Raw genomic sequence first — 19227 nt, 5'->3', positions numbered from 1 at the left:
GGGGGGGTGCAGGGCGGGCGTACGCACAGCTGCAGGCGGACCACCGCGAAAGGGCCGTCGTGCACCCTCAGCAAGGCCCACCAGCAAGATTCGAACGCTACCCATGTCTGGAGCACCCCGCCACCGGGTGAGCCGACCCGGCAGCCGCCTCGCCCGGCGGCTACATCGCCCGGCGACCCGACAGCGCCCGGCCCAGAGTCACCTCGTCGGCGAACTCCAGGTCACCACCCATCGGCAGCCCGGACGCCAGCCGGGTGACGCTCAGTCCCGGGAAGTCGCGCATCATCCGCACCAGGTAGGTGGCGGTGGCCTCGCCCTCGGTGTTGGGGTCGGTGGCGATGATCACCTCGGTGACGTCGACGCCGTCCTCCTGGTTGCCCAGCCGGGCCAGCAGCTCCCGGATGCGCAGCTGGTCGGGGCCCACCCCCGACATCGGATCCAGCGCCCCGCCCAGCACGTGGTAGCGCCCCCGGAACTCCCGGGTGCGCTCCACCGCCTGCACGTCCTTGGGCTCCTCCACCACGCAGATGATGCTGCGGTCACGACGCAGGTCGGCGCAGATGCGGCAGGTCTCCTTCTCCGAGACGGTGCCGCACACCACGCAGAACTGGACGCCGTCGCGCACCTTCTGCAGGGCAGCCTGCAGCCGCGCGATGTCCGCCGGCTCCACCGTCAACAGGTGGAAGGCGATGCGCTGCGCACTCTTGGGGCCCACGCCGGGCAACCTGCCCAGCTCGTCGATCAGGTCCTGAACCGGGCCTTCATACATTCGGGTCGAGCACTCACATTCCCGGCAGGCCCAGCCCGCCGCCGCCACCAGCCAGCGGCCCCATCAGCTGGGCCGCCTTCTCCTGCGCCTTCTGGCTGGCGTCGGCGATGGCACCGATCACCAGGTCCTGCAGCGTCTCCACGTCCTCGGGGTCGACCACCTTGGGGTCGATGCCGAGGGCGATCACGTCACCAGTGCCCGTCACCGTCGCCGTCACCAGGCCGCCGCCGGCCTGGCCGGTGATCTGCGTCTGCGCCAGCTCGGCCTGGGCGCTCATGAGCTGTTCCTGCATCTTCTGTGCCTGCTGCATCAGCTGCTGCATGTCGGGCTGGCCACCGGGTTGCACGGATTCAGGTCCTCTCGATGAGACGCACGCGAGTCCGAGCCGGACTCGTGCCGACAGCGCGGGGGGTCGACTGTCGGTTCCCGAGGGTAGTCCGCAGCAGACCGCGCAGCGCCATCCGCCGTCGGTGGCGGGTCGAGACTCACCGGCGCGAGACATGCGCCGGACCACCGTGCGGGTCTAACCTGACACGAGTGCAAACGCCTGTGCCCGCCGCCACGGGAGACACCGCCGGCCACGACGCCGCCGTGCGGCAGCTGATCGCCTCCTACCGGGCCATTCCTCGCAATGCCACTGTGCGCCTGGCCAAGAAGACCTCCAACCTCTTCCGCGCCCGGGCTGCTGCCAACGCCCCTGGGCTCGACGTCTCCGGGCTCACCGGCGTCCTGCACGTCGACCCGGTGAACCGCACCGCCGACGTCGCCGGCATGTGCACCTACGAGGACCTGGTCGCCGCGACCCTCCCGCACGGGCTGGCTCCGCTGGTGGTGCCACAGCTGAAGACGATCACCCTGGGCGGGGCGGTCACCGGGCTGGGCATCGAGTCGACCAGCTTCCGCAACGGGCTGCCGCACGAGTCGGTGCTGGAGATGGACATCCTCACCGGTGCGGGCGAGGTGCTCACCGTGACGCCCGACGGCGAGCACACCGACCTCTTCCACGGCTTCCCCAACTCCTACGGCACGCTCGGCTACTGCACCCGGCTGCGCATCGAGCTGGAGCCGGTGCAGCCCTACGTGGCGCTGCGGCACCTGCGCTTGCACGACCTCGACCAGCTGCAGCAGCAGATGGACGCCATCGCCGCCGCCGGGGAGCACGACGGCGTGCGGGTGGACTACCTCGACGGCGTGGTCTTCACCGCCACGGAGAGCTACCTGACCCTGGGCACCCTCACCGCCGAGCCGGGTCCGGTCAGCGACTACACCGGCCGGGACATCTACTACCGCTCCCTCCAGCAGCGCAGCACCGACCGGCTGACCATCCACGACTACCTGTGGCGCTGGGACACCGACTGGTTCTGGTGCTCCCGCGCGTTCGGGGCGCAGAACCCCACGATCCGCCGCTTCTGGCCCAAGCGACTGCTGCGCAGCTCCTTCTACTGGAAGCTGATCGCGCTGGACCACAAGTACGACGTGGCCGACCGGCTGGAGGCCCGCAAGGGCCGGCCCCCGCGCGAGCGCGTGGTGCAGGACGTCGAGGTACCCATCGAGCGCACGGCGGACTTCCTGCGGTGGTTCCTGGACACCATCCCCATCGAGCCGCTGTGGCTGTGCCCGCTGCGGCTGCGCGAGGTCGCTGGGGCCACCGGCACCGAGGCCGGCCGGCGCACCTGGCCGCTGTACCCGTTGCACCCGGGCCAGACGTACGTCAACGTGGGCTTCTGGTCGTCCGTCCCGGTGGATCCGGCCGGGCCGGAGGGCGCGACGAACCGCAAGATCGAGGAGATCGTCACCGAGTTCGACGGCCACAAGTCGTTGTACTCCGACTCCTACTACACCCCAGAGACGTTCGCCGAGCTCTACGGCGACAGCACCTACCGGGCGCTCAAGCGGCGCTACGACCCCGAGTCAAGGCTGCTCGACCTTTACGCGAAGGCTGTGCGGAGGAAGTAGGACAGATGACCACCTTGCGGAAGCCCCCGGTCCGGTCGCACCGGACGCCTGCACCGAAGATGAACCTCGCCGACATCGTCGAGACCCTGGCCGACGGACGAGTCCCGGTGCGCTTCACCGCCTACGACGGCAGCGCCACCGGGCCCGAGAACGCCGAGATCGGGCTGCACCTGACCGCCCCGCGAGGCACCACCTACCTCGCCACCGCACCCGGCGACCTGGGCATGGTCCGGGCCTACATCGCCGGCGACCTGCAGATCAGCGGCGTGCACCCGGGTGATCCCTACCCCGTGCTGCGCACGATGATGGACGACGTCAAGCTGCAGCGCCCCTCGCCAGCCGTGCTCGCGCAGATCACCCGGTCGCTGGGCTGGGAGCTGCTCAAGCCGGTGGCCCCGCCGCCACAGGAGACCTTGCCGCGCTGGCGGCGCATCGCCAACGGGCTGCGGCACTCCAGGACCCGCGACGCCGAGGCGATCAGCAAGCACTACGACGTCTCCAACGCCTTCTACGAGCACGTCCTGGGTCCGTCCATGACCTACACCTGCGCCACCTACGCCACCCCGGAGACCTCGCTGGAGGACGCCCAGGAAGCCAAGTACCAGCTGGTGTTCGACAAGCTCGGCCTGCAGCCCGGCATGCGGCTGCTGGACATCGGCTGCGGCTGGGGCGGCATGGTGCGCTTCGCGGCCCGCCGCGGCGTGCACGCCATCGGTGCCACGCTCTCGGCCCAGCAGGCGCAGTGGGCGCGCGAGGCGATCGCGGCCGAGGGGCTGACCGAGCTCGCCGAGGTGCGGTTCATGGACTACCGCGACGTGCCCGAGACCGGCTTCGACGCCATCTCCTCCATCGGCCTCACCGAGCACATCGGCATCGACCAGTACCCGGCGTACTTCGCCACCCTGCGCGACAAGCTGCGCCCGGGCGGACGCCTGCTCAACCACTGCATCACCCGCCCGCACAACGACCGGCGAGTGAAGACCGGCCAGTTCATCGACCGCTACGTCTTCCCCGACGGCGAGCTGATCGGCTCGGGCACCATCATCAGCGAGATCCAGGACGTCGGCCTGGAGGTGCGCCACGAGGAGAACCTGCGGGAGCACTACGGGCTGACCCTGCGCGACTGGAACCGCAACCTGGTGGAGCACTGGGACGAGTGCGTGGCCGAGGTCGGCGAGGGCACCGCCAAGCTGTGGGGGCTGTACATGGCCGGGTCCCGGCTCGGCTTCGAGCGCAACGTGGTGCAGCTGCACCAGGTGCTGGCGGTCAAGGTCGGCGAGAAGGGCGACGCGGCCGTGCCGCTGCGCCCGTGGTGGAGCGGTTAGACCGTGCAGATCACCGAGCTGCTCGACGTCAGGACCTGGCGGGCTTTCGACGTCGACGACTCCGGCCGCGTGCTGGCCGGCTGGGACGACTCCGGGTCGGTCCAGCTGGTGGAGCTGTCGCCGGACGGCCCGCCCACCGTGCTCACCGACCTGCCCGGGTCGTGCTCGGGGCGGTACCTGCCTGGGGAGCGCACCATCGTGGTGCAGCACGACGACGGCGGCAACGAGCGTGCCCAGCTGTCCTTGCTGCACCCCGACCGTGCGCCGGAGGACGGTGGCCTCGAGCTGACGCCGCTGGTGCACGACCCGGACTACATCCACTCCATGGCAGGGGTGCTGCCCGGACGGGTGGCCTACCGGACCAACCGCGGCAACGGGGTGGACTTCGAGGTGGTGCTGCGCAACGTCAGCAGCGGCGTCGAGGAGGTCGTCTACTCCGGCGGTGGCAACGTCTCCTCGGTGGCGGTGTCGCCGGACTCCCGCTACGCCCTGGTGGTGCTGGTGGGGGCGCAGCCGGTGTCCACCCAGATGGTGCTGGTGGACAGCCTGGCCGTCACCGCCGACCAGCGGGTGCGGGCGCTCACCGCCGCCGACGAGCACGCGGCCTACGAGAACGCCCACTGGCTGCCGGACTCCTCGGGCTTCGTGCTCACCAGCAACCACGGCCGGGACCTGGCCGCCCTCGCCCGCTACGACGTGCACGACGAGCGGTTGACGTGGCTGGTGACCGACGACGACCACGAGCTGACCGGCTGGCTGTCCCCCGACGGCGCCACCCTGCTGGTGGAGCGCAACGCCGAGGGCTGGAGCGAGCTGGCGCTGCACGACGGGCGCACCGGCGAGCACCTGCGCGACCTGGCCCTGCCCACCCCGGGCGTGGTCACCTCGCCCTACCCCGACCCGCGGTTCAGCCCGGACGGGGCGACGGTGGTGCTGTCGCTGGCGGCGCCGTCGGTGCCCGGTGACGTGCTGGTGCTGGACGTGGCGACCGCGGAGATCCGTGCGCTCACCGACTCCGGCGCCGCGCTGGACGGGCCGGTGTCGGTGCCGCAGGTGCACCGGGTGCCGGCCGCCGACGGCGAGCAGATCCCCTGCTTCACCTATCCCCCGACGGCACGGACGGCGCTGGCCGGCTCGGCGGTGCTGGTGGTGCACGGCGGCCCGGAGGGGCAGAGCCGCCCGCTGTTCAGCCCCGTCGTCGTGGCGCTGACCGCCGCCGGGCACACCGTGGTGGTGCCCAACGTGCGCGGCTCGGCCGGCTACGGCAAGCGCTGGGTGTCGCTGGACGACGTGCGCCTGCGGCTGGACTCGGTGGCCGACCTCGGCGCGATCCACGACTGGTTGCCCACCGTGGACTGCGACCCGGCTCGTGCCGCGCTCTACGGCGGGTCCTACGGCGGCTACATGGTGCTGGCCGGGTGCGCGTTCCAGCCCGAGCGCTGGCGCGCCGGCGTGGACATCGTGGGCATGTCCTCGCTGGTGACGTTCCTGGAGAACACCTCGCCGTACCGGCGGGCGGCGCGGGAGCGCGAGTACGGGACGCTGGAGCACGACCGCGAGTTCCTCGAGCAGGCGTCACCGCTGAGCCGCATCGACGACATCCAGGCCGCGCTGCTGGTCATCCACGGGGCCAACGACCCCCGGGTGCCGCTCAGCGAGGCTGAGCAGCTGCACGACGCGCTGACCACCCGTGGGGTGGAGTGCGACCTGCTGGTGTACCCCGACGAGGGTCACGGGCTGGCCAAGCGGGTGAACCGGATGGACGCCTACCCGCGCGCGGTGGAGTTCCTGGCCAAGCACCTGGCCTGAGGGACAGCTCGGCGGAGGGTCCGCTCGGCCCGCCGCTCAGCGGGGGTCGAGCGGGCGGGCACCGAGCTCGGCGGCCAGCAGCTCCAGGGCGACCTCCTCGGGGTCACGTCGGCCGGCCGGGTCACCCAGGTCGCCGCTGGCGGCCTCGGCGAGCATCGCCTCCTCGTCCAGCGGCTCGGGCTCCGGGGCGTGGCGCCCTGCGTCGTCGGGGTCGTCGGGGTCGCTCGGGCCGTCAGGCAGTGGCACCTCGTCGGCCGGCGCCGCCTGCCCGGTGGAGCCACCGGAGGGACGGGTGAAGCGCGGCGGGGCGGCGGGGGCCTGGCGCTGCGCGGCGGCGGGCGGCGCCGCCGGGGCAGCGGCCGGCTCGCCACCGGTCTCGCACACCACCACCCAGTCGACCCCCAGCACGTCGCGCAGGGCCGCGGAGACCACCGCGGAGTTGCGGGACTCGGTGAGCCGCTTGGCCAGCGGCGCGGAGTCGTGGCCGAGCACCAGGGTGTTGCCGTCGAGGCGGCGCACGGTGGCGCTGGAGAGCATCACCTCGGTGGTGCGGCTGCGCTCGCGGACGGCGGAGCGGACCTCCGACCACACGGTGCGCACGGTGGCGGCGTCGGGCTGCCCGGCCACCGGACCGGTAGCCGCGGGCGCCTCCGGTGCTGGCGCGGCGGGGGCTGGGGCGGCGGGCGCTGGGGCGGGTGCCCGGCGCTCGGGTGCGGCCGGGGGCTGCGCCTGCTTGGCCTGGGCTGCCGGGGGTTGGGCTGCCGGTGGTGGGGCTGCCGGTGGCGTGGGCGCTTGCCGGGGCGCGGCCGGGGCCGACTCGGCCGCCGGCTCGGGGCGGCGCACGGGCGCCGGCTGCGGGGCGGGCGCGGCGACCGGACGCTCGGCCACCGCAGGCTCGGGCTCGGCGGCCGCAGGCGCAGGAGCGGGCGCGGCGGCGGGAGCGGGCGCGGCGGCCGGCTCGACGCGGCGGGAGGGCCGCTGGAACGCCGGCTCGGCGGGGGCGACCTGGTCGGTCTCCTCGGTGGGCGGGGTGATGACCATGCGCCGCTCCACCCGCTCCAGGCGGTGCAGCACGGCCGACTCGGCGTCCGAGGCGGAGGGCAGCAGCATCCGCGCGCACATCACCTCGAGCAACAGCCGCGGGGAGGTGGCCCCACGCATCTCGCCCAGTCCGCTGTGGATGATCTCGGCGTAGCGGGCGAGGGTGGCCCCGCCCAGGTGCTCGGCCTCGTCGCGCATCCGCTCCAGCACGTCGCCGGGTGCCTCCACCAGACCGCGCTCCCCGGCGTCGGGCACCGCGCGCAGCAGGATCAGGTCGCGCACCCGGTCGAGCAGGTCGACGGCGAAGCGGCGCGGGTCGTGCCCGGCGTCCACCAGCGTCTGCACGGTGCCGAACAGCGCCGCCCCGTCGTCGGCGGCCAGCGCGTCCACCGCGTCGTCGATGAGCGCGACGTCAGTGACCCCGAGCAGGGCCAGCGCCCGCTGGTAGGTGACGCCCTCAGGTCCGGCCCCGGCCAGCAGCTGGTCCAGCACGCTCAGGGAGTCGCGCGGCGAGCCGCCGCCGGCCCGGATCACCAGCGGGTACACCGCGGCGTCCACCTGCACCTGCTCCTGCTGGCAGATGCGCTCCAGCAGACCGCGCATGGTGGCCGGGGGCAGCAGCCGGAACGGGTAGTGGTGGGTGCGCGAGCGGATGGTGGCGAGCACCTTCTCCGGCTCGGTGGTGGCGAAGATGAAGACCAGGTGCTCCGGCGGCTCCTCCACGATCTTCAGCAGCGCGTTGAAGCCCTGCGTGGTGACCATGTGCGCCTCGTCCACGATGAAGACGCGGTAGCGCGAGGAGGCGGGGGCGTAGAAGGCGCGGTCGCGCAGCTCGCGGGCGTCGTCCACCCCACCGTGGCTGGCGGCGTCGAGCTCCACCACGTCGAGGGTGCCCGCACCACCGGGGGCGAGGCCGATGCAGGACTCGCAGACTCCGCACGGGGTGGCCGTGGGGCCCTGCTCGCAGTTGAGCGAGCGGGCCAGGATGCGGGCCGAGGACGTCTTGCCGCAACCGCGCGGGCCGGAGAACAGGTAGGCGTGGTTGATGCGGCCGGACTCGAGCGCCACGCTGAGCGGCTCGGTGACGTGCTCCTGGCCGACGACCTCGGCAAAGGTCGCCGGACGGTACTTGCGGTAGAGGGCCACGGGGTGAGGGTACCGGCGCGCACTGACAGCCATCAGTCAGCAGCAGCACACCGCCGCTGTGACCTCGGCCGGGCCCGGGTGCTCAGGCGGTCAGGTCAGGAGCTGAGCAGCTTCTCTGCCGCCGCCAGCAGCACGCAGGTGGCCAGCCCGTCGATGGCCACCCGCAGCTCCTCGACACCGGGGTAGGTGGGGGCGATGCGGATGTTGCGGTCGTGCGGGTCGTCGCCGTAGGGGAAGGCCGCACCCGCCGGGGTCATGGCGATGCCGGCGTGCTTGGCCAGCGCGATCACCCGGGAGGCAGTGCCGTCGAGCACGTCCAGGCTGACGAAGTACCCACCGGCGGGCTCGCTCCAGCTGGCGGCCTTGAGCTCACCGAGGCGGTTCTCCAGGATCTCCAGCACCAGGGCGAACTTGGGGGCCAGGATCTGGCGGTGGCGCTCCATCAGCGCGCGCACGCCGTCCGGGCTCTGCAGGAACTGCGCGTGCCGCAGCTGGTTGACCTTGTCCGGGCCGATGCTCTGCGCGGCCAGGTGCTTGAGGTACCAGGCCACGTTGGCCGACGAGCCGCCCAGGAAGCTGACCCCGGCGCCGGGGAAGGTGATCTTGGAGGTGGAGGCGAAGACCAGCACCCGGTTGGGGTTGCCAGCCTCGGCGCACAGGCCCACCACGTCCACCGGCTCCGCCGGGCTGTCGGTGAGGTGGTGCACCGCGTAGGCGTTGTCCCAGTACAGCCGGAAGTCGGCGGCCGCAGTGGGCATCTTGGCCAGCTGCGCGACGACCTCGGGCGAGCAGACCGTGCCGGTGGGGTTGGCGTAGGTGGGCACCAGCCACATGCCCTTGATCAGCGGGTCGGCGGCGACGAGCTGGGAGACCAGCGCCATGTCCGGGCCGTCCTCGCGCATCGGCACGGGGATCATCTCGATGCCGTAGCGCTCGCAGATGGCGAAGTGCCGGTCGTAGCCGGGCGCGGGGCAGAGGAACTTGACGCGCGGGTGCTGGCTCCACGGGCGCTCGGAGTCGGGCGTGCCGTGCAGCAGCGAGAAGATGATCGAGTCGTGCATCAGCGTCAGGCTGGAGTTGCCCGCCGCGATGAGCTGGTCGACGGGGACGCGCACGAGCGGGGCGAAGATCTCGCGGATCTCCCGCAGCCCCTGCAGGCCGCCGTAGTTGCGGACGTCGGTGCCGTCGGCGGAGCGGTGGTGCTCGACGCCGGGCAGCTCCAGCAGCTCCTTGGACAGGTCCAGCTGCTCGGGACCGGGCTTGCCACGGGTGAGGTCGAGCGACACCGCCTTGGCGACGAGCTCCTCGTAGGCCGGGCGCTGGGCGTCTCGCAGGTCCGCGAGCTCGTGCTGACCGAGCGTCGTCAGTGACATGTACCCGTTGCCCTTCCGTGGTGGCCGATGGTCCAGACATGAAGGGGACCCCGCGCACCCGGCAGAGCCCGTTGACCCTTGCTGCCTTCCGGCCCTGGGGGAGTTCACAGGATGGACGCCGCGCGGGGTCCGTGGATCAGTGTAGCCGCAGGGGGCGATTGGGTTCACCGGGCGTCGCCCGGTAGAGTGCCCCACGGAGGATTCGCCTAGTGGCCTATGGCGCTCGCCTGGAACGCGGGTTGGGTTAACGCCCTCAGGGGTTCAAATCCCCTATCCTCCGCCACGAACGACGTGAGCCCCGACCAAGCGGTCGGGGCTCACGTCGTTTCTGCAGGTCCGTCACATCCGGCGGGCCGTGGTGTAGGGCAGGTACTTGATCGGCGTGTACTGCACGCCCTGGCCCTCGGTCGGGGCGTTGAGCACGTTGCCGTTGCCGTCGTAGATGCCGACGTGCGTGACCGGGCTGTAGAAGAACACCAGGTCGCCGGCCTGCAGGTTGCTCTTGTCCACGTAGGTGCCCACCTTGGCCTGGTCGGCCGCCACCCGTGGCAGCGTCACCCCGACCTGGCGAAACGCCCACGACGTCAGCCCCGAGCAGTCGAACACGGTGGGGCCGTTGCCGCCCCACACGTAGCGGGCACCCAGCTTGGTGTGCGCGACGGCCAGGGCGCGCTTGCCCTTGGACTCAGCCGCCGGCGGGGGGCTGGGGGTGGCGGCCGCACCCACCACCCGGGTGGTGTTGCTGGCCGCGGTCCAGATGACCGACCCGCCCTGGAAGTCGGTGCGCCGCCCCTCGGCCACCACGTACTCGTCGCTGGTGGGGAAACCCAGCGCGCTGGTCTCCCAGCCAAGCCCGGCCCACCGCTCGCGAATGGCGCCGCGCACCTCGTGCGCACCGGTGGCCGGCGACCAGTAGATGCTGCCGCCCTGGAAGTGGTTGAACGCGCCCGCCTTGGTGGGGGTGCCGGCCTCGCCGGTGGTGGGGAACCCGAGCGCGCCGCCCTCCCAACCGAGCGCGGCCCACTTGTCCCGGATGGAGCCGTGCACCTCGCGGACCCCGGTGCCCGGCGACCAGTACAGGCTGCCGCCCTGGAAGTGGTTGAACGCCCCGAAGACGCGCGGGGTGAAGGCCTCGTCGGTGGTGGGGAAGCCCAGGAACGAGCCGGTGGCTCCGGCGGCGGTGTAGCCGTCCCGGATCAGGCCCTTGACGCTGTGCGCCCCGGTGGCCGCGCTCCAGTAGACGGTGCCTCCGCCAAAGCCGGTGGCCCGTCCACCGGGCACCGCGTGCTCGTCCTTGGTGCAGCTGCCGAGGAACGACCTCTCGGCTCCCGCGCCCTGCCAGTAGGCGCCGATGGCCCCGTAGGGCTGGCACGCCGGTGCGGCCTGCGCCGCCGCGGGCTGGAGCCCGGCTCCCGTAACGGTCGCGGCAGCTACGGCGGCCAGCACCGCCACGCTGCGCAGGCGGTCGGTGAGACCCATCTGCAGTGTTTCCTTCCACGCTTGCCCAGCAGGCGTCCTCGCACGGTGGGGCAGCCGTCGGCGTGCACGCCGGCAGCGGGAAGCAGGCGCCAGCGGCACGTGCCCGCCTCGGCAGCCCTGTCCACGACCCCCGGAGGTCTTCACCTCCGACGAGGAGCTCACCCTCCCCATCGCCCAGCGACCGTCGAACCTGAGCGCGGCTCCGCAATCGGCCGGCACCAGCCGTCACCGGCTGCTGTGCGCCGCCCGCCACCCGGCGCGGGCGTACCCCGCGGCCAGGGTCACCACGCAGGACCCGGCCAGCGCCCACTTGGTGGTGCTGGCCACGCCGGTCGCGGTGATCACCGGCGGGGTGATCGCCTCGCGGTGGTCGAGCAGGTACAGGTGCGCCACGTTCTCCGCGTAGTCGCAGGCCGCGGCCACCCACGGCGCCACCAGCAGCGCCGTGCGCACCCGCGGTGGCAGCGCCACCAGCTCGTCCAGCTTGAGCGTGCTGGCGGTGAGGCTGCAGCCGTAGATCACCGGGTGCACCATGTCCGGCGGCAGGTGCGAGCGGTAGCGCGCCAGCTGCCCCTCGTCCCAGCCGTCCACGATGGACCGGAACGTGGGCGCCGAGGTGGTCAGCTGCAGCCGGAACAGGTCCTTGGTCATCGGCCCCAGGCGGCGGCCGATGAACGTCTGCGAGGCCAGGTACAGCGCGTTGAGCCCGAGGGCGGCAGCGGTGCGCGAGTTCATCCGACCACCCTGGCCGCCGGGGCGGTCCTCCACAAGGGCTCGTTCAGCGCCGCCCCGCAGCGGCGTCCCATACTGGCCGCGCCCGTGAATCTCGGCGAGCCCCAAGGGAGATCTGACGTGAGCGACGAGCGACTGGTGGCCGACGTGGTGGTCGAGCGGATGCGCAGCTGGGGCGTGCCACGGCTGTTCGGCTACCCCGGCGACGGTGCCAACCCGCTGATGGCCGCGCTGCGCCGGGCGGGCGACGACCCGGAGTTCGTGCAGGCCCGCCACGAGGAGAACGCCGCGCTGATGGCGGTGGGCCACGCCAAGTACACCGGGCAGGTGGGCGTGGTGATGACGACGCAGGGCCCGGGCGCGGTGCACGTGCTCAACGGCCTCTACGACGCCAAGCTCGACCACGTGCCGGTGGTGGCCCTGGTGGGGCAGCAGAACCGCTCCATCATCGGCTCGCAGTACCAGCAGGAGGTGGACCTGCAGCGGCTCTTCGCCGACGTCGCGGCCCGGTTCTGCCAGACCGCGCTCACCGCCGAGCAGGTACCGATGCTGCTGGACCGCGCCTTCCGCACGGCGCTGACCACCCGGACCCCGACGGTGGTGGTGCTGCCGCACGACGTGCAGCAGCTGCCGGCCCCGGACCTGCCGCACGCCCACGCCATCATGGTGACCACGCCGGTCTGGCGCCGCCCGGTGGCCGTCCCCAACGCCGACGACCTCGCGGCCGCCGCCGAGGTGCTCAACGCCGGCGAGCGGGTGGCGCTGCTGGTGGGCCAGGGCGCCCGAGACGCGCAGGCGGAGGTGCTGGCGGTGGCGGAGCGGCTCGGCGCCGGCATCGCCACCAGCCTGCTGGGCAAGCCCTACGTGGACGAGGACCACCCGCTGGTGGCCGGCACCATGGGCCACCTCGGCACCACCGCCAGCGCCCACGTGCTGGGCGAGTGCGACACCCTGCTCGTGGTCGGCTCCAACGACCCGTGGACGGAGTACTACCCGCCGCCGGGGCAGGCCCGGGCGGTGCAGGTGGACGCCGCCAGCGAGCACCTGGGCAACCGCTACCCCATCGAGGTGCCGCTGGCCGGTGACGCCGCGGCCACCCTCACCGCCCTGCTTCCGCTGCTGCACGAGCGCACCGACCACGCCTGGGAGCGCAGCGTCCGCGCCGACGTCGCCGCCTGGCACCAGGTCAGCGCCGACCGGGCGCAGGTCCCCGCCCGCCCGGTGAACCCCGAGCTGGTGGTGCGGACGCTGTCGGCGCAGCTGCCCGCTGATGCACAGGTGAGCGTGGACGTCGGTTCGGTCGTCTACTGGTACGCCCGGCAGCTGCGCCTGCCCCCAGGGGTGCCCGCGCACCTGTCCTCCACCCTGGCCTCGATGGGCTCGGCCCTGCCGTACGGCATCGCCGCCAAGCTGGCCCACCCCGACCGCCCGCTGGTCGCCCTGGCCGGGGACGGCGCCATGCAGATGAACGGCCTGGCCGAGCTGATCACGGTGGCGCGGATGTGGCCACAGTGGACGCACCCCGGGTTCGTGGTGTGCGTGCTGCACAACGAGGAGCTGGGCGAGGTGACGTGGGAGCAGCGCGAGATGGAGGGCGACCCGCGGTACGAGGCCAGCCAGGCGCTGCCGTCGTTCCCCTACGCCGGCTACGCCGAGCTGTTGGGGCTCACCGGAATCCGCGTCACTGACCCGGGCGAGCTGAGCGACGCCTGGAGCCAGGCGCTGGCCGCGCAGCGCCCCGTGGTGCTGGAGGTGCTCACCGATGCCGACGTGCCGCTGCTGCCGCCCTACCCCGCCGGCGCGGAGAAGCTGGCGAAGTTCCGCGCCGGCCTCGAGCAGGAGCCGAGCAGCGAGCACGCCCGTGAGCTGCTGGAGATCTACCGAGCCATGGAGGACGCGCTCACCGAGCAGCGCCAGGCGCGCAGCTGATCAGCGCCAGCGGGCGGTGGCCGTGCAGGTGCCTGGCGCCACGTCGGTGAGCCCGCCGTCGATCACCTGCACCGGCTGTTGGGTGCGCTCGTGCGCCCACCGGGCAGGGGTGGGCTGCTCGATCACCACGGGGAACCCGGCCGCGGCCCACGCCGCCCGGCGCCGCTCGTCCATCCGGTAGAGGGCCAGCTGCGCGGCGTGCCCGGCCGCGGCGGCGGCCTTGCCCAGCGACAGCGGGGGCTCGGCGCACAACGTCACCACCACCGGTCCGTCCACCACCGCCTCGACCTCGGCCCGCGCGTCCGGGTCGGCCAGCTCGCTGCCGGCCAGCTGCAGCTTGGCGATGGGAGCGGGGATGGCGTCGGTGGCGCACGGCACGAAGGCTCGCACCTGCGCGCCCTGCACCTCGGCGGTCACCCCGGGCAGGGACTGCACCGCCTGCCACGCCGCCCCGCGGGCGCGGCGGGAGTGCTTGCGGATGCGCCCGTCGGTCCAGCGCACCACCTCCGGCGCCCACTCACCCCCGGTGCGAGCCCGGGGGTCGTCCAGCAGGGTGGCCACGGCAGTGGCCGATGCCGCGCACACCGCCGAGCGGGTGGGTGGGTCGGTCTTCTCGATGCGGGTGACCAGCTGCATCACCCACGGCGCCTGGCCCTCGGGGTCGGCGTCACCGCTGGGCTCGATGAGCTCGCCGCCGTCCTCGGCGAGCTCGCCCTCCGTGGGATCAGTCATGCGTCGTCTCCTCCTGGTGCGCCCGGCCGGCCGGTCACCATGCTGCCCGGCACCACTCGCGGCGCGCCCACCCCACCCTTGACAAAGACTCAGTGCGTGTAAAGATGATTGACACGTAGATCTTTTTTGTTCACCTTCTGGTCATCAGGGGGTGCCGTGTACAGCAGGAGGCTCACCGTGACCACCACCCCCCACACCGCCCACCCCCGCGAGACCCGCCCCAAGGACCCGGCCGACATCTCCTCCACCGCGTTCTGGTCCAAGACCGCGGCCGAGCGGGAGACCACCTTCGCCGAGCTGCGCGCCGAGCGGCCGGTGAGCTGGCACGCCCCCATCGAGGGCCTGATGTTCGAGGACCCCAACGACCAGGGTTTCTGGGCCGTCACCCGGCACGCCGACCTCATCGAGGCCACCAAGCGGCACGAGGACTTCCTCTCTGGTGAGGGCATCCTGATGGAGTCCATGCCCCAGGAGCTGCTGGACACCGCACAGGGCTTCATCGCGATGGACCCACCGCGGCACACCAAGATCCGCCGGCTGCTCACCTCCGCCTTCACCCCCAGGCAGCTCGACCGGATCAACGGCCAGATCGACGCCAACGCCGCCGCCGTGGTGGACGGCATCGCCGCCAAGGGCTCGGTGGACTTCGTCGCCGAGGTCGCAGCGCTGGTGCCCATGCACAACATCTGCGACATGATGGGCGTGCCGCAGGAGGTGCGCGCCAAGGTCGCCCACGAGGCCCAGTTCGCCGGCAGCTGGAACGACCCCGAGCTGTTGGACGGCGCGGAGCCACTGCCCCGGCTGTTCGAGGCGTCGGGCTACATCTTCGAGGTGGCCAGTGACCTCATCGCCCAGCGGCGCCGCAAGCCCGAGGCTGACCTGATGACCAACCTGGTGCAGGCCGAGGTGGACGGCGAGCAGCTGACCGACGAGGAGATCATCAGCTTCTTCGGCCTGCTCACCGTGGCCGGCAACGACACCACCCGGCAGAGCCTGAGCCACACCATGAAGGCGCTCACCGACTTCCCCGACCAGCGGGAGTGGCTGATGGCGGACTTCGACGGCCGGATCAAGCCCGCGGTGGAGGAGATGGTGCGCTGGGCCACCCCGATCATGACCTTCCGCCGCACCGCCGCCCGCGACTGCGAGCTGAACGGTGCGCAGATCACCGCCGGCGACAAGGTGGTGCTGTTCTACGCCTCCGCCAACTGGGACACCGAGGTCTTCGACCACCCCGAGCGCCTGAACCTGGGCCGCAACCCCAACCCGCACATCGCCTTCGGCGGCGGCGGCATCCACCACTGCCTGGGCGGCCAGCTCGCCCGCCGCCAGATCACCGCCACCTGGCGGGAGCTGCTGCACCGGCTGCCCGACATCGCGGTGAGCGGTGAGCCCAGCTACACGGTGAGCAACTTCTTCCACGGCGTGAACCACCTGCCGGTCACCTTCACCCCCGAGCGCCGCCCGGCGTGAGCAGCAGCCAACCGCCGCTGGTCGTCGTCGGCGCCTCGCTGGCCGGGCTGCGGGCAGTGGAGGCGGCGCGGCGCACCGGCCACACCGGGCCCATCACCCTCCTCGGCGCCGAGGAGCACCTGCCCTACGACCGTCCGCCGCTGTCCAAGGCGTTCCTGGACGCCGACGGCAGCACCGCGCCCAGCAGCTACCGCACCCGCGAGCAGCTGGCGGAGCTGGACGTGGACCTGCACCTGGGCAGCCCCGCCACCGCGCTGGACCCCGCCGGCCACCGCGTGCAGGTCGGCGGGCAGTGGCTGGAATACGCCGCGGCAGTGATCGCCACCGGCGCCACCGCGCGCACCCTGCCCGGGGAGCAGCTGGCTGGGGTGCACACCCTGCGCACCCTCGACGACGCCCGCCAGGTGCGCGCGGCGCTGGACGCGGGGGCACAGACCGTGGTGGTCGGTGGCGGGTTCATCGGCTCGGAGGTGGCCTCGGCCGCCGCCCGGCGCCAGGTGGACGTCACCGTGGTGGAGGCCGCCCCGCTGCCGCTGGTGCGGGCGGTGGGCGCGGAGATGGCCCAGGCCTGCGCCGACCTGCACCACCGGTACGGCACCCGGCTGCTGTGCGGGTCCGGGGTGCAGCGGCTGGTGGGCACCGACCGGGTGGAGGCCGTGGTGCTCGAGGACGGCACCCACCTGGACGCCGACCTGGTGGTGGTGGGCATCGGGGCGCAGCCGGCCACTGGCTGGCTGGCCGGCTCGGGGCTGACGCTGGACGACGGCGTGGTGTGCGACCCCACGCTGCGCGCCGCCGACGGGGTGTACGCCGCCGGCGACGTCGCCCGCTGGGTGAACCCGCTGTTCGGCACCAGCATGCGCCTGGAGCACTGGACCAACGCCACCGAGCAGGCGGGCACCGCCGCCCGCAACGCCCTGGACCCCGCCAGCGCCACGGAGCACCGCGCGGTGCCCTACTTCTGGTCGGAGTGGTACGGCAACAAGCTGCAGATGGTGGGTGTCGCCGACGGTGACGAGGTGCACGTGGTGGGTGGGCCGGACGCGCTGGCCGGCGACCAGTGGGTGGCGCTGTTCCGTCGCGGCGACCTGCTCACCGGGGCGCTCACGCTGAACCTGCCCGGCAAGACCATGAAGTACCGCGCCCGCATCGCCGCCGGGGGCAGCTGGGCGGACGCGCTCGACTTTGCCGGTGCCCGGTAGCCCGCCAGGCCCTGCCCCGCGCGTGGGCCGGCGCGAGCCGGCTCCGTAGGGTCTCCAGCGTGTCGGCCGACTCGCTCCGGGTGTCCTACCGCCAGCACCTGCGTGCCCAGGCGCTGGCCGCCGCGCACGCCCTCACCGCCGAGAAGGGGTGGGGCCGAGTTCGGGTGAGCGAGGTCGCGGCCGCGGTCGGCACCTCCCGCACCACCCTCTACAACGAGTTCGGCGACAAGCAGGGCCTGGGCGAGGCGCTGGTGCTGCAGGAGGCCGACCGCTTCCTCACCGGCATCCGGGACGCGCTCGACGCCCACCCCGACGACGTCCGCACCGGCATCACCGCCGCGGTGCAGCACACCATGGACCAGGCCGCGGCGAGCCCGCTGCTCAAGGCGGTGCTGACCAGCCCGCGAGCGGCCACGCAGGCCGAGACCGTGCCGGAGGCCCACCGCGACGGCGGGATCCTGCCGCTGCTCACCACGTCCATCTCGCTGCTCGAGCTCGCCTCCGACCAGCTGGTCAGCTGGCTCACCGAGCACCTGCCCGACGTCACCGACGCGGACGCCAGGCACGGCATCGACGCCGTCGTCCGGCTCACCGTCAGCCACCTGGTGCTGCCGGCCGCCGACAGCACCGAGACCAGCCACCAGGTCGCCGAGGTCGCGATCCGCTACTTCCGCCTCTAGCCGGCCCGCGGCGGCAGGCGGTGCAGCACCACGTCGCTGAGCACCCCGCCGCCCACCTGGGCTGTCAGGTAGGTGCAGTGCGGCTGACGGCGGCGGTCGGTGGGCGAGCCGGGGTTGAGCACGCGCAGCCCGTCGTGCTCGCCGTCCCAGGGGATGTGGCTGTGGCCGAAGACCAGGACGTCGACGTCGGGGTACAGCGCCCGCATGCGCTGGTCGCGCCGGGTGCTCGGTCCGGTCTCGTGCACCACCGCGAAGCGCAGGCCGCCCAGCTCCACCCGGGCCACCTCGGGCAGGCGGGCCCGCAGCTCGGCGCCGTCGTTGTTGCCCCACACCCCGACCAGCCGGCGGGCCCGCTGCTCCAGCTCGTCCAGCGCCTGCGGCACGACCCAGTCACCGGCGTGGATCACCACGTCGGCCCGGTCCACCTCCGCCCACACCTGCTCCGGGAGCGCGCGGGCCCGCTTGGGCAGGTGGGTGTCGGCGATGATCAGCAGCTGCACGGGAGGAGTTCCTGCACCGGTCAGCCTCCGTGCGGGCGGACGCCCAGCCGCTGCAGCTCCAGGGTGCCCAGCGCCTCCAGGGTCTGCTGGTCCACGCCGGCCGGGCGCGACTGCAGCACCGCGCCCAGGGCACCCACCGGCGCCCGGCCCGCCGCGCGCAGGCCCAGCACCTGCAGGCCCTCCCGGCTGCCCCGGAGCACGCTGGCCGCCTGGGCGTCGTTGGCCCAGCGCAACCGGTTGACCACCCACCAGACGAGCACCACCCCGACACAGAGGACCAGCACGAGGGCGTAGAGCATGGTGGCGGTGGTCCCGACCGCGCTCTGCGCGCTGCGCCCCACGGCGACCAGGTCGGTGCCGGCCTCGCCGGCGGTGCGCAGCGGCGAGGCGAGGGTGCCGCCCAGCAGGGGCACGCTGCCGAGGATGGCGCTGGCGTCGCCCAGCTCGTTGTTGAGCTTGGTGCCGGCCGCCTCGGCGCGGCGGGCGGTGTCCTGGACGTCGAGCACCCGTTCCCGCAGCATCCCGGCGAGCACGATCCACACCACGCACCACAGCAGCACCCCGAGGTCGCTGATCACCTGGCGCGAGCGACGCTCAGGGACCTCGGAGTACAGCGACCAGGATCGCGCCGGTGCGGCAACAGGTGTCGTCATGGCAGGCATCTTGTCGCACAACCAGCGGGTGAGCCCGTCGCCACCGGTCAGAGACGCACGCCGAGCCGGGCCCGCAGCGCGTCCGCCACCAGCTCCGCGTCGTCCATGCCGATCAGCAGGGTGTCGAAGCGCTGCCCGCTCAGCCGCACCCGCACGGCCGGCTGCCCGCGCCGCACCGAGACCATGGTGCGCTCACCCTTGTGGCGCCAGGTGCCGATGGCTCGCAGGCCCGGCAGCCCCAGCCCGGGGGCGCGCAGGCCGCGCAACGCCTTGAGGCCGTTGGGCACCAGCTCGACGTCTCGCACGGACGAGGCGGGCACCTGGAGGTTGCGCAGCAACCCGCCCACGTGCTCGCCCACGTTCAGCCGTACCCGCAGGATGCTGTCGGACAGAACGATCGTTGCCATGCAAGCCATTCTGTCACGCGA

17 protein-coding genes, 1 tRNA gene and 1 other RNA gene are annotated in these 19227 nt (G+C 73.0%); 8 read left to right on the top strand and 11 right to left on the bottom strand.

Annotation, left to right across the window (positions count from 1 at the left end; all coding sequences use genetic code 11):
* Window positions 1–160: 160 nt before the first annotated feature.
* Window positions 161–769, bottom strand: coding sequence for a recombination mediator RecR (gene recR, locus AC3YNX_RS05905; protein WP_127781768.1), 609 nt, complete (start codon window positions 767–769; stop codon window positions 161–163).
* A gap of 13 nt (window positions 770–782) precedes the next feature.
* A complete protein-coding gene (locus AC3YNX_RS05900) occupies window positions 783–1115 on the bottom strand; it encodes a YbaB/EbfC family nucleoid-associated protein (protein WP_127781767.1) in 333 nt (110 codons plus the stop codon).
* 191 nt (window positions 1116–1306) lie between these two features.
* Here AC3YNX_RS05900 and AC3YNX_RS05895 point away from each other — a divergent pair, with 191 nt between their 5' ends.
* From AC3YNX_RS05895 to AC3YNX_RS05885, 3 genes are read left to right on the top strand one after another with little or no spacing between them, the layout of a single operon-like run.
* The gene (locus tag AC3YNX_RS05895; protein WP_489994880.1) at window positions 1307–2725 is read left to right on the top strand and encodes an FAD-binding oxidoreductase; all 1419 of its coding nucleotides are present in this window, start codon (window positions 1307–1309) and stop codon (window positions 2723–2725) included.
* A gap of 5 nt (window positions 2726–2730) precedes the next feature.
* Complete coding sequence (locus AC3YNX_RS05890; RefSeq protein WP_489994879.1) at window positions 2731–4050, top strand: class I SAM-dependent methyltransferase; 1320 nt, start codon at window positions 2731–2733, stop codon at window positions 4048–4050.
* Window positions 4051–4053: 3 nt separating this feature from the next.
* Window positions 4054–5859 (top strand): alpha/beta hydrolase family protein, encoded by a 1806-nt coding sequence (locus tag AC3YNX_RS05885; RefSeq protein WP_489994878.1) that lies wholly within the window; start codon window positions 4054–4056, stop codon window positions 5857–5859.
* Between the two features lie 36 nt (window positions 5860–5895).
* On the opposite strand, the gene AC3YNX_RS05880 is transcribed toward AC3YNX_RS05885, so the two are convergent.
* The 3 genes from AC3YNX_RS05880 to ffs all read right to left on the bottom strand — a co-directional run bounded on the left by AC3YNX_RS05880 (window position 5896) and on the right by ffs (window position 9553).
* Window positions 5896–8046, bottom strand: coding sequence for a DNA polymerase III subunits gamma/tau (locus tag AC3YNX_RS05880; RefSeq protein WP_489994877.1), 2151 nt, complete (start codon window positions 8044–8046; stop codon window positions 5896–5898).
* Window positions 8047–8141: 95 nt separating this feature from the next.
* Window positions 8142–9419 carry an aspartate aminotransferase type Ic gene (locus tag AC3YNX_RS05875; protein WP_127781763.1) on the bottom strand — a complete coding sequence of 426 codons (1278 nt, stop codon included), beginning with the start codon at window positions 9417–9419 and terminating at the stop codon, window positions 8142–8144.
* 39 nt (window positions 9420–9458) lie between these two features.
* An RNA gene (gene ffs, locus AC3YNX_RS05870) (signal recognition particle sRNA small type) lies at window positions 9459–9553 on the bottom strand.
* Between the two features lie 61 nt (window positions 9554–9614).
* Here ffs and AC3YNX_RS05865 point away from each other — a divergent pair.
* A tRNA-Ser gene (locus tag AC3YNX_RS05865) sits at window positions 9615–9702 on the top strand.
* A gap of 56 nt (window positions 9703–9758) precedes the next feature.
* Here the strand turns inward: AC3YNX_RS05865 and AC3YNX_RS05860 are convergent.
* Window positions 9759–10898 carry an NlpC/P60 family protein gene (locus AC3YNX_RS05860; RefSeq protein ID WP_489994876.1) on the bottom strand — a complete coding sequence of 380 codons (1140 nt, stop codon included), beginning with the start codon at window positions 10896–10898 and terminating at the stop codon, window positions 9759–9761.
* Between the two features lie 225 nt (window positions 10899–11123).
* Window positions 11124–11633: a hypothetical protein gene (locus AC3YNX_RS05855; RefSeq protein WP_127781761.1), complete on the bottom strand. Its 510-nt coding sequence runs from the start codon at window positions 11631–11633 to the stop codon at window positions 11124–11126.
* A gap of 117 nt (window positions 11634–11750) precedes the next feature.
* Between AC3YNX_RS05855 and AC3YNX_RS05850 the strand changes: the two genes are divergently transcribed.
* Window positions 11751–13559 carry a thiamine pyrophosphate-requiring protein gene (locus tag AC3YNX_RS05850; RefSeq protein WP_489994875.1) on the top strand — a complete coding sequence of 603 codons (1809 nt, stop codon included), beginning with the start codon at window positions 11751–11753 and terminating at the stop codon, window positions 13557–13559.
* Here AC3YNX_RS05850 and AC3YNX_RS05845 read toward each other — a convergent pair whose 3' ends face one another.
* On the bottom strand, window positions 13560–14291 hold the full coding sequence (locus AC3YNX_RS05845) for a peptidyl-tRNA hydrolase (RefSeq protein WP_489994874.1): 732 nt from the start codon (window positions 14289–14291) through the stop codon (window positions 13560–13562).
* Window positions 14292–14468: 177 nt separating this feature from the next.
* Between AC3YNX_RS05845 and AC3YNX_RS05840 the strand changes: the two genes are divergently transcribed.
* The 3 genes from AC3YNX_RS05840 to AC3YNX_RS05830 are packed head-to-tail and all read left to right on the top strand — an operon-like array spanning window position 14469 to window position 17646.
* Window positions 14469–15764: a cytochrome P450 gene (locus AC3YNX_RS05840; protein WP_489994873.1), complete on the top strand. Its 1296-nt coding sequence runs from the start codon at window positions 14469–14471 to the stop codon at window positions 15762–15764.
* Window positions 15761–16966 (top strand): NAD(P)/FAD-dependent oxidoreductase, encoded by a 1206-nt coding sequence (locus tag AC3YNX_RS05835; protein WP_489994872.1) that lies wholly within the window; start codon window positions 15761–15763, stop codon window positions 16964–16966. The genes AC3YNX_RS05840 and AC3YNX_RS05835 overlap by 4 nt, the downstream gene beginning before the upstream one ends.
* A gap of 59 nt (window positions 16967–17025) precedes the next feature.
* A complete protein-coding gene (locus tag AC3YNX_RS05830; RefSeq protein ID WP_489994871.1) occupies window positions 17026–17646 on the top strand; it encodes a TetR/AcrR family transcriptional regulator in 621 nt (206 codons plus the stop codon).
* Here AC3YNX_RS05830 and AC3YNX_RS05825 read toward each other — a convergent pair.
* The 3 genes from AC3YNX_RS05825 to AC3YNX_RS05815 are packed head-to-tail and all read right to left on the bottom strand — an operon-like array spanning window position 17643 to window position 19206.
* Complete coding sequence (locus AC3YNX_RS05825) at window positions 17643–18146, bottom strand: metallophosphoesterase family protein (RefSeq protein ID WP_489982428.1); 504 nt, start codon at window positions 18144–18146, stop codon at window positions 17643–17645. The two genes, AC3YNX_RS05830 and AC3YNX_RS05825, sit on opposite strands and share 4 nt — an antisense overlap.
* Window positions 18147–18166: 20 nt before the next feature.
* Window positions 18167–18799 carry a hypothetical protein gene (locus tag AC3YNX_RS05820; protein ID WP_127781755.1) on the bottom strand — a complete coding sequence of 211 codons (633 nt, stop codon included), beginning with the start codon at window positions 18797–18799 and terminating at the stop codon, window positions 18167–18169.
* Window positions 18800–18846: 47 nt separating this feature from the next.
* The gene (locus tag AC3YNX_RS05815; protein ID WP_127781754.1) at window positions 18847–19206 is read right to left on the bottom strand and encodes a hypothetical protein; all 360 of its coding nucleotides are present in this window, start codon (window positions 19204–19206) and stop codon (window positions 18847–18849) included.
* Window positions 19207–19227 lie beyond the last annotated feature (21 nt).

Source organism: Rhodococcus sp. Z13_19A (genome assembly GCF_058133575.1).
This window is presented reverse-complemented; position numbering and strand designations above follow the sequence as displayed.

Excerpts from the sequence above, each read along its gene's own strand:
- recR (WP_127781768.1), bottom strand. The coding sequence starts at position 769 with ATGTATGAAGGCCCGGTTCAGGACCTGATCGACGAGCTGGGCAGGTTG.
- AC3YNX_RS05890 (WP_489994879.1), top strand. The coding sequence starts at position 2,731 with ATGACCACCTTGCGGAAGCCCCCGGTCCGGTCGCACCGGACGCCTGCA.
- AC3YNX_RS05875 (WP_127781763.1), bottom strand. The coding sequence starts at position 9,419 with ATGTCACTGACGACGCTCGGTCAGCACGAGCTCGCGGACCTGCGAGAC.
- AC3YNX_RS05860 (WP_489994876.1), bottom strand. The coding sequence starts at position 10,898 with ATGGGTCTCACCGACCGCCTGCGCAGCGTGGCGGTGCTGGCCGCCGTA.
- AC3YNX_RS05855 (WP_127781761.1), bottom strand. The coding sequence starts at position 11,633 with ATGAACTCGCGCACCGCTGCCGCCCTCGGGCTCAACGCGCTGTACCTG.
- AC3YNX_RS05845 (WP_489994874.1), bottom strand. The coding sequence starts at position 14,291 with ATGACTGATCCCACGGAGGGCGAGCTCGCCGAGGACGGCGGCGAGCTC.
- AC3YNX_RS05820 (WP_127781755.1), bottom strand. The coding sequence starts at position 18,799 with ATGACGACACCTGTTGCCGCACCGGCGCGATCCTGGTCGCTGTACTCC.
- AC3YNX_RS05815 (WP_127781754.1), bottom strand. The coding sequence starts at position 19,206 with ATGGCAACGATCGTTCTGTCCGACAGCATCCTGCGGGTACGGCTGAAC.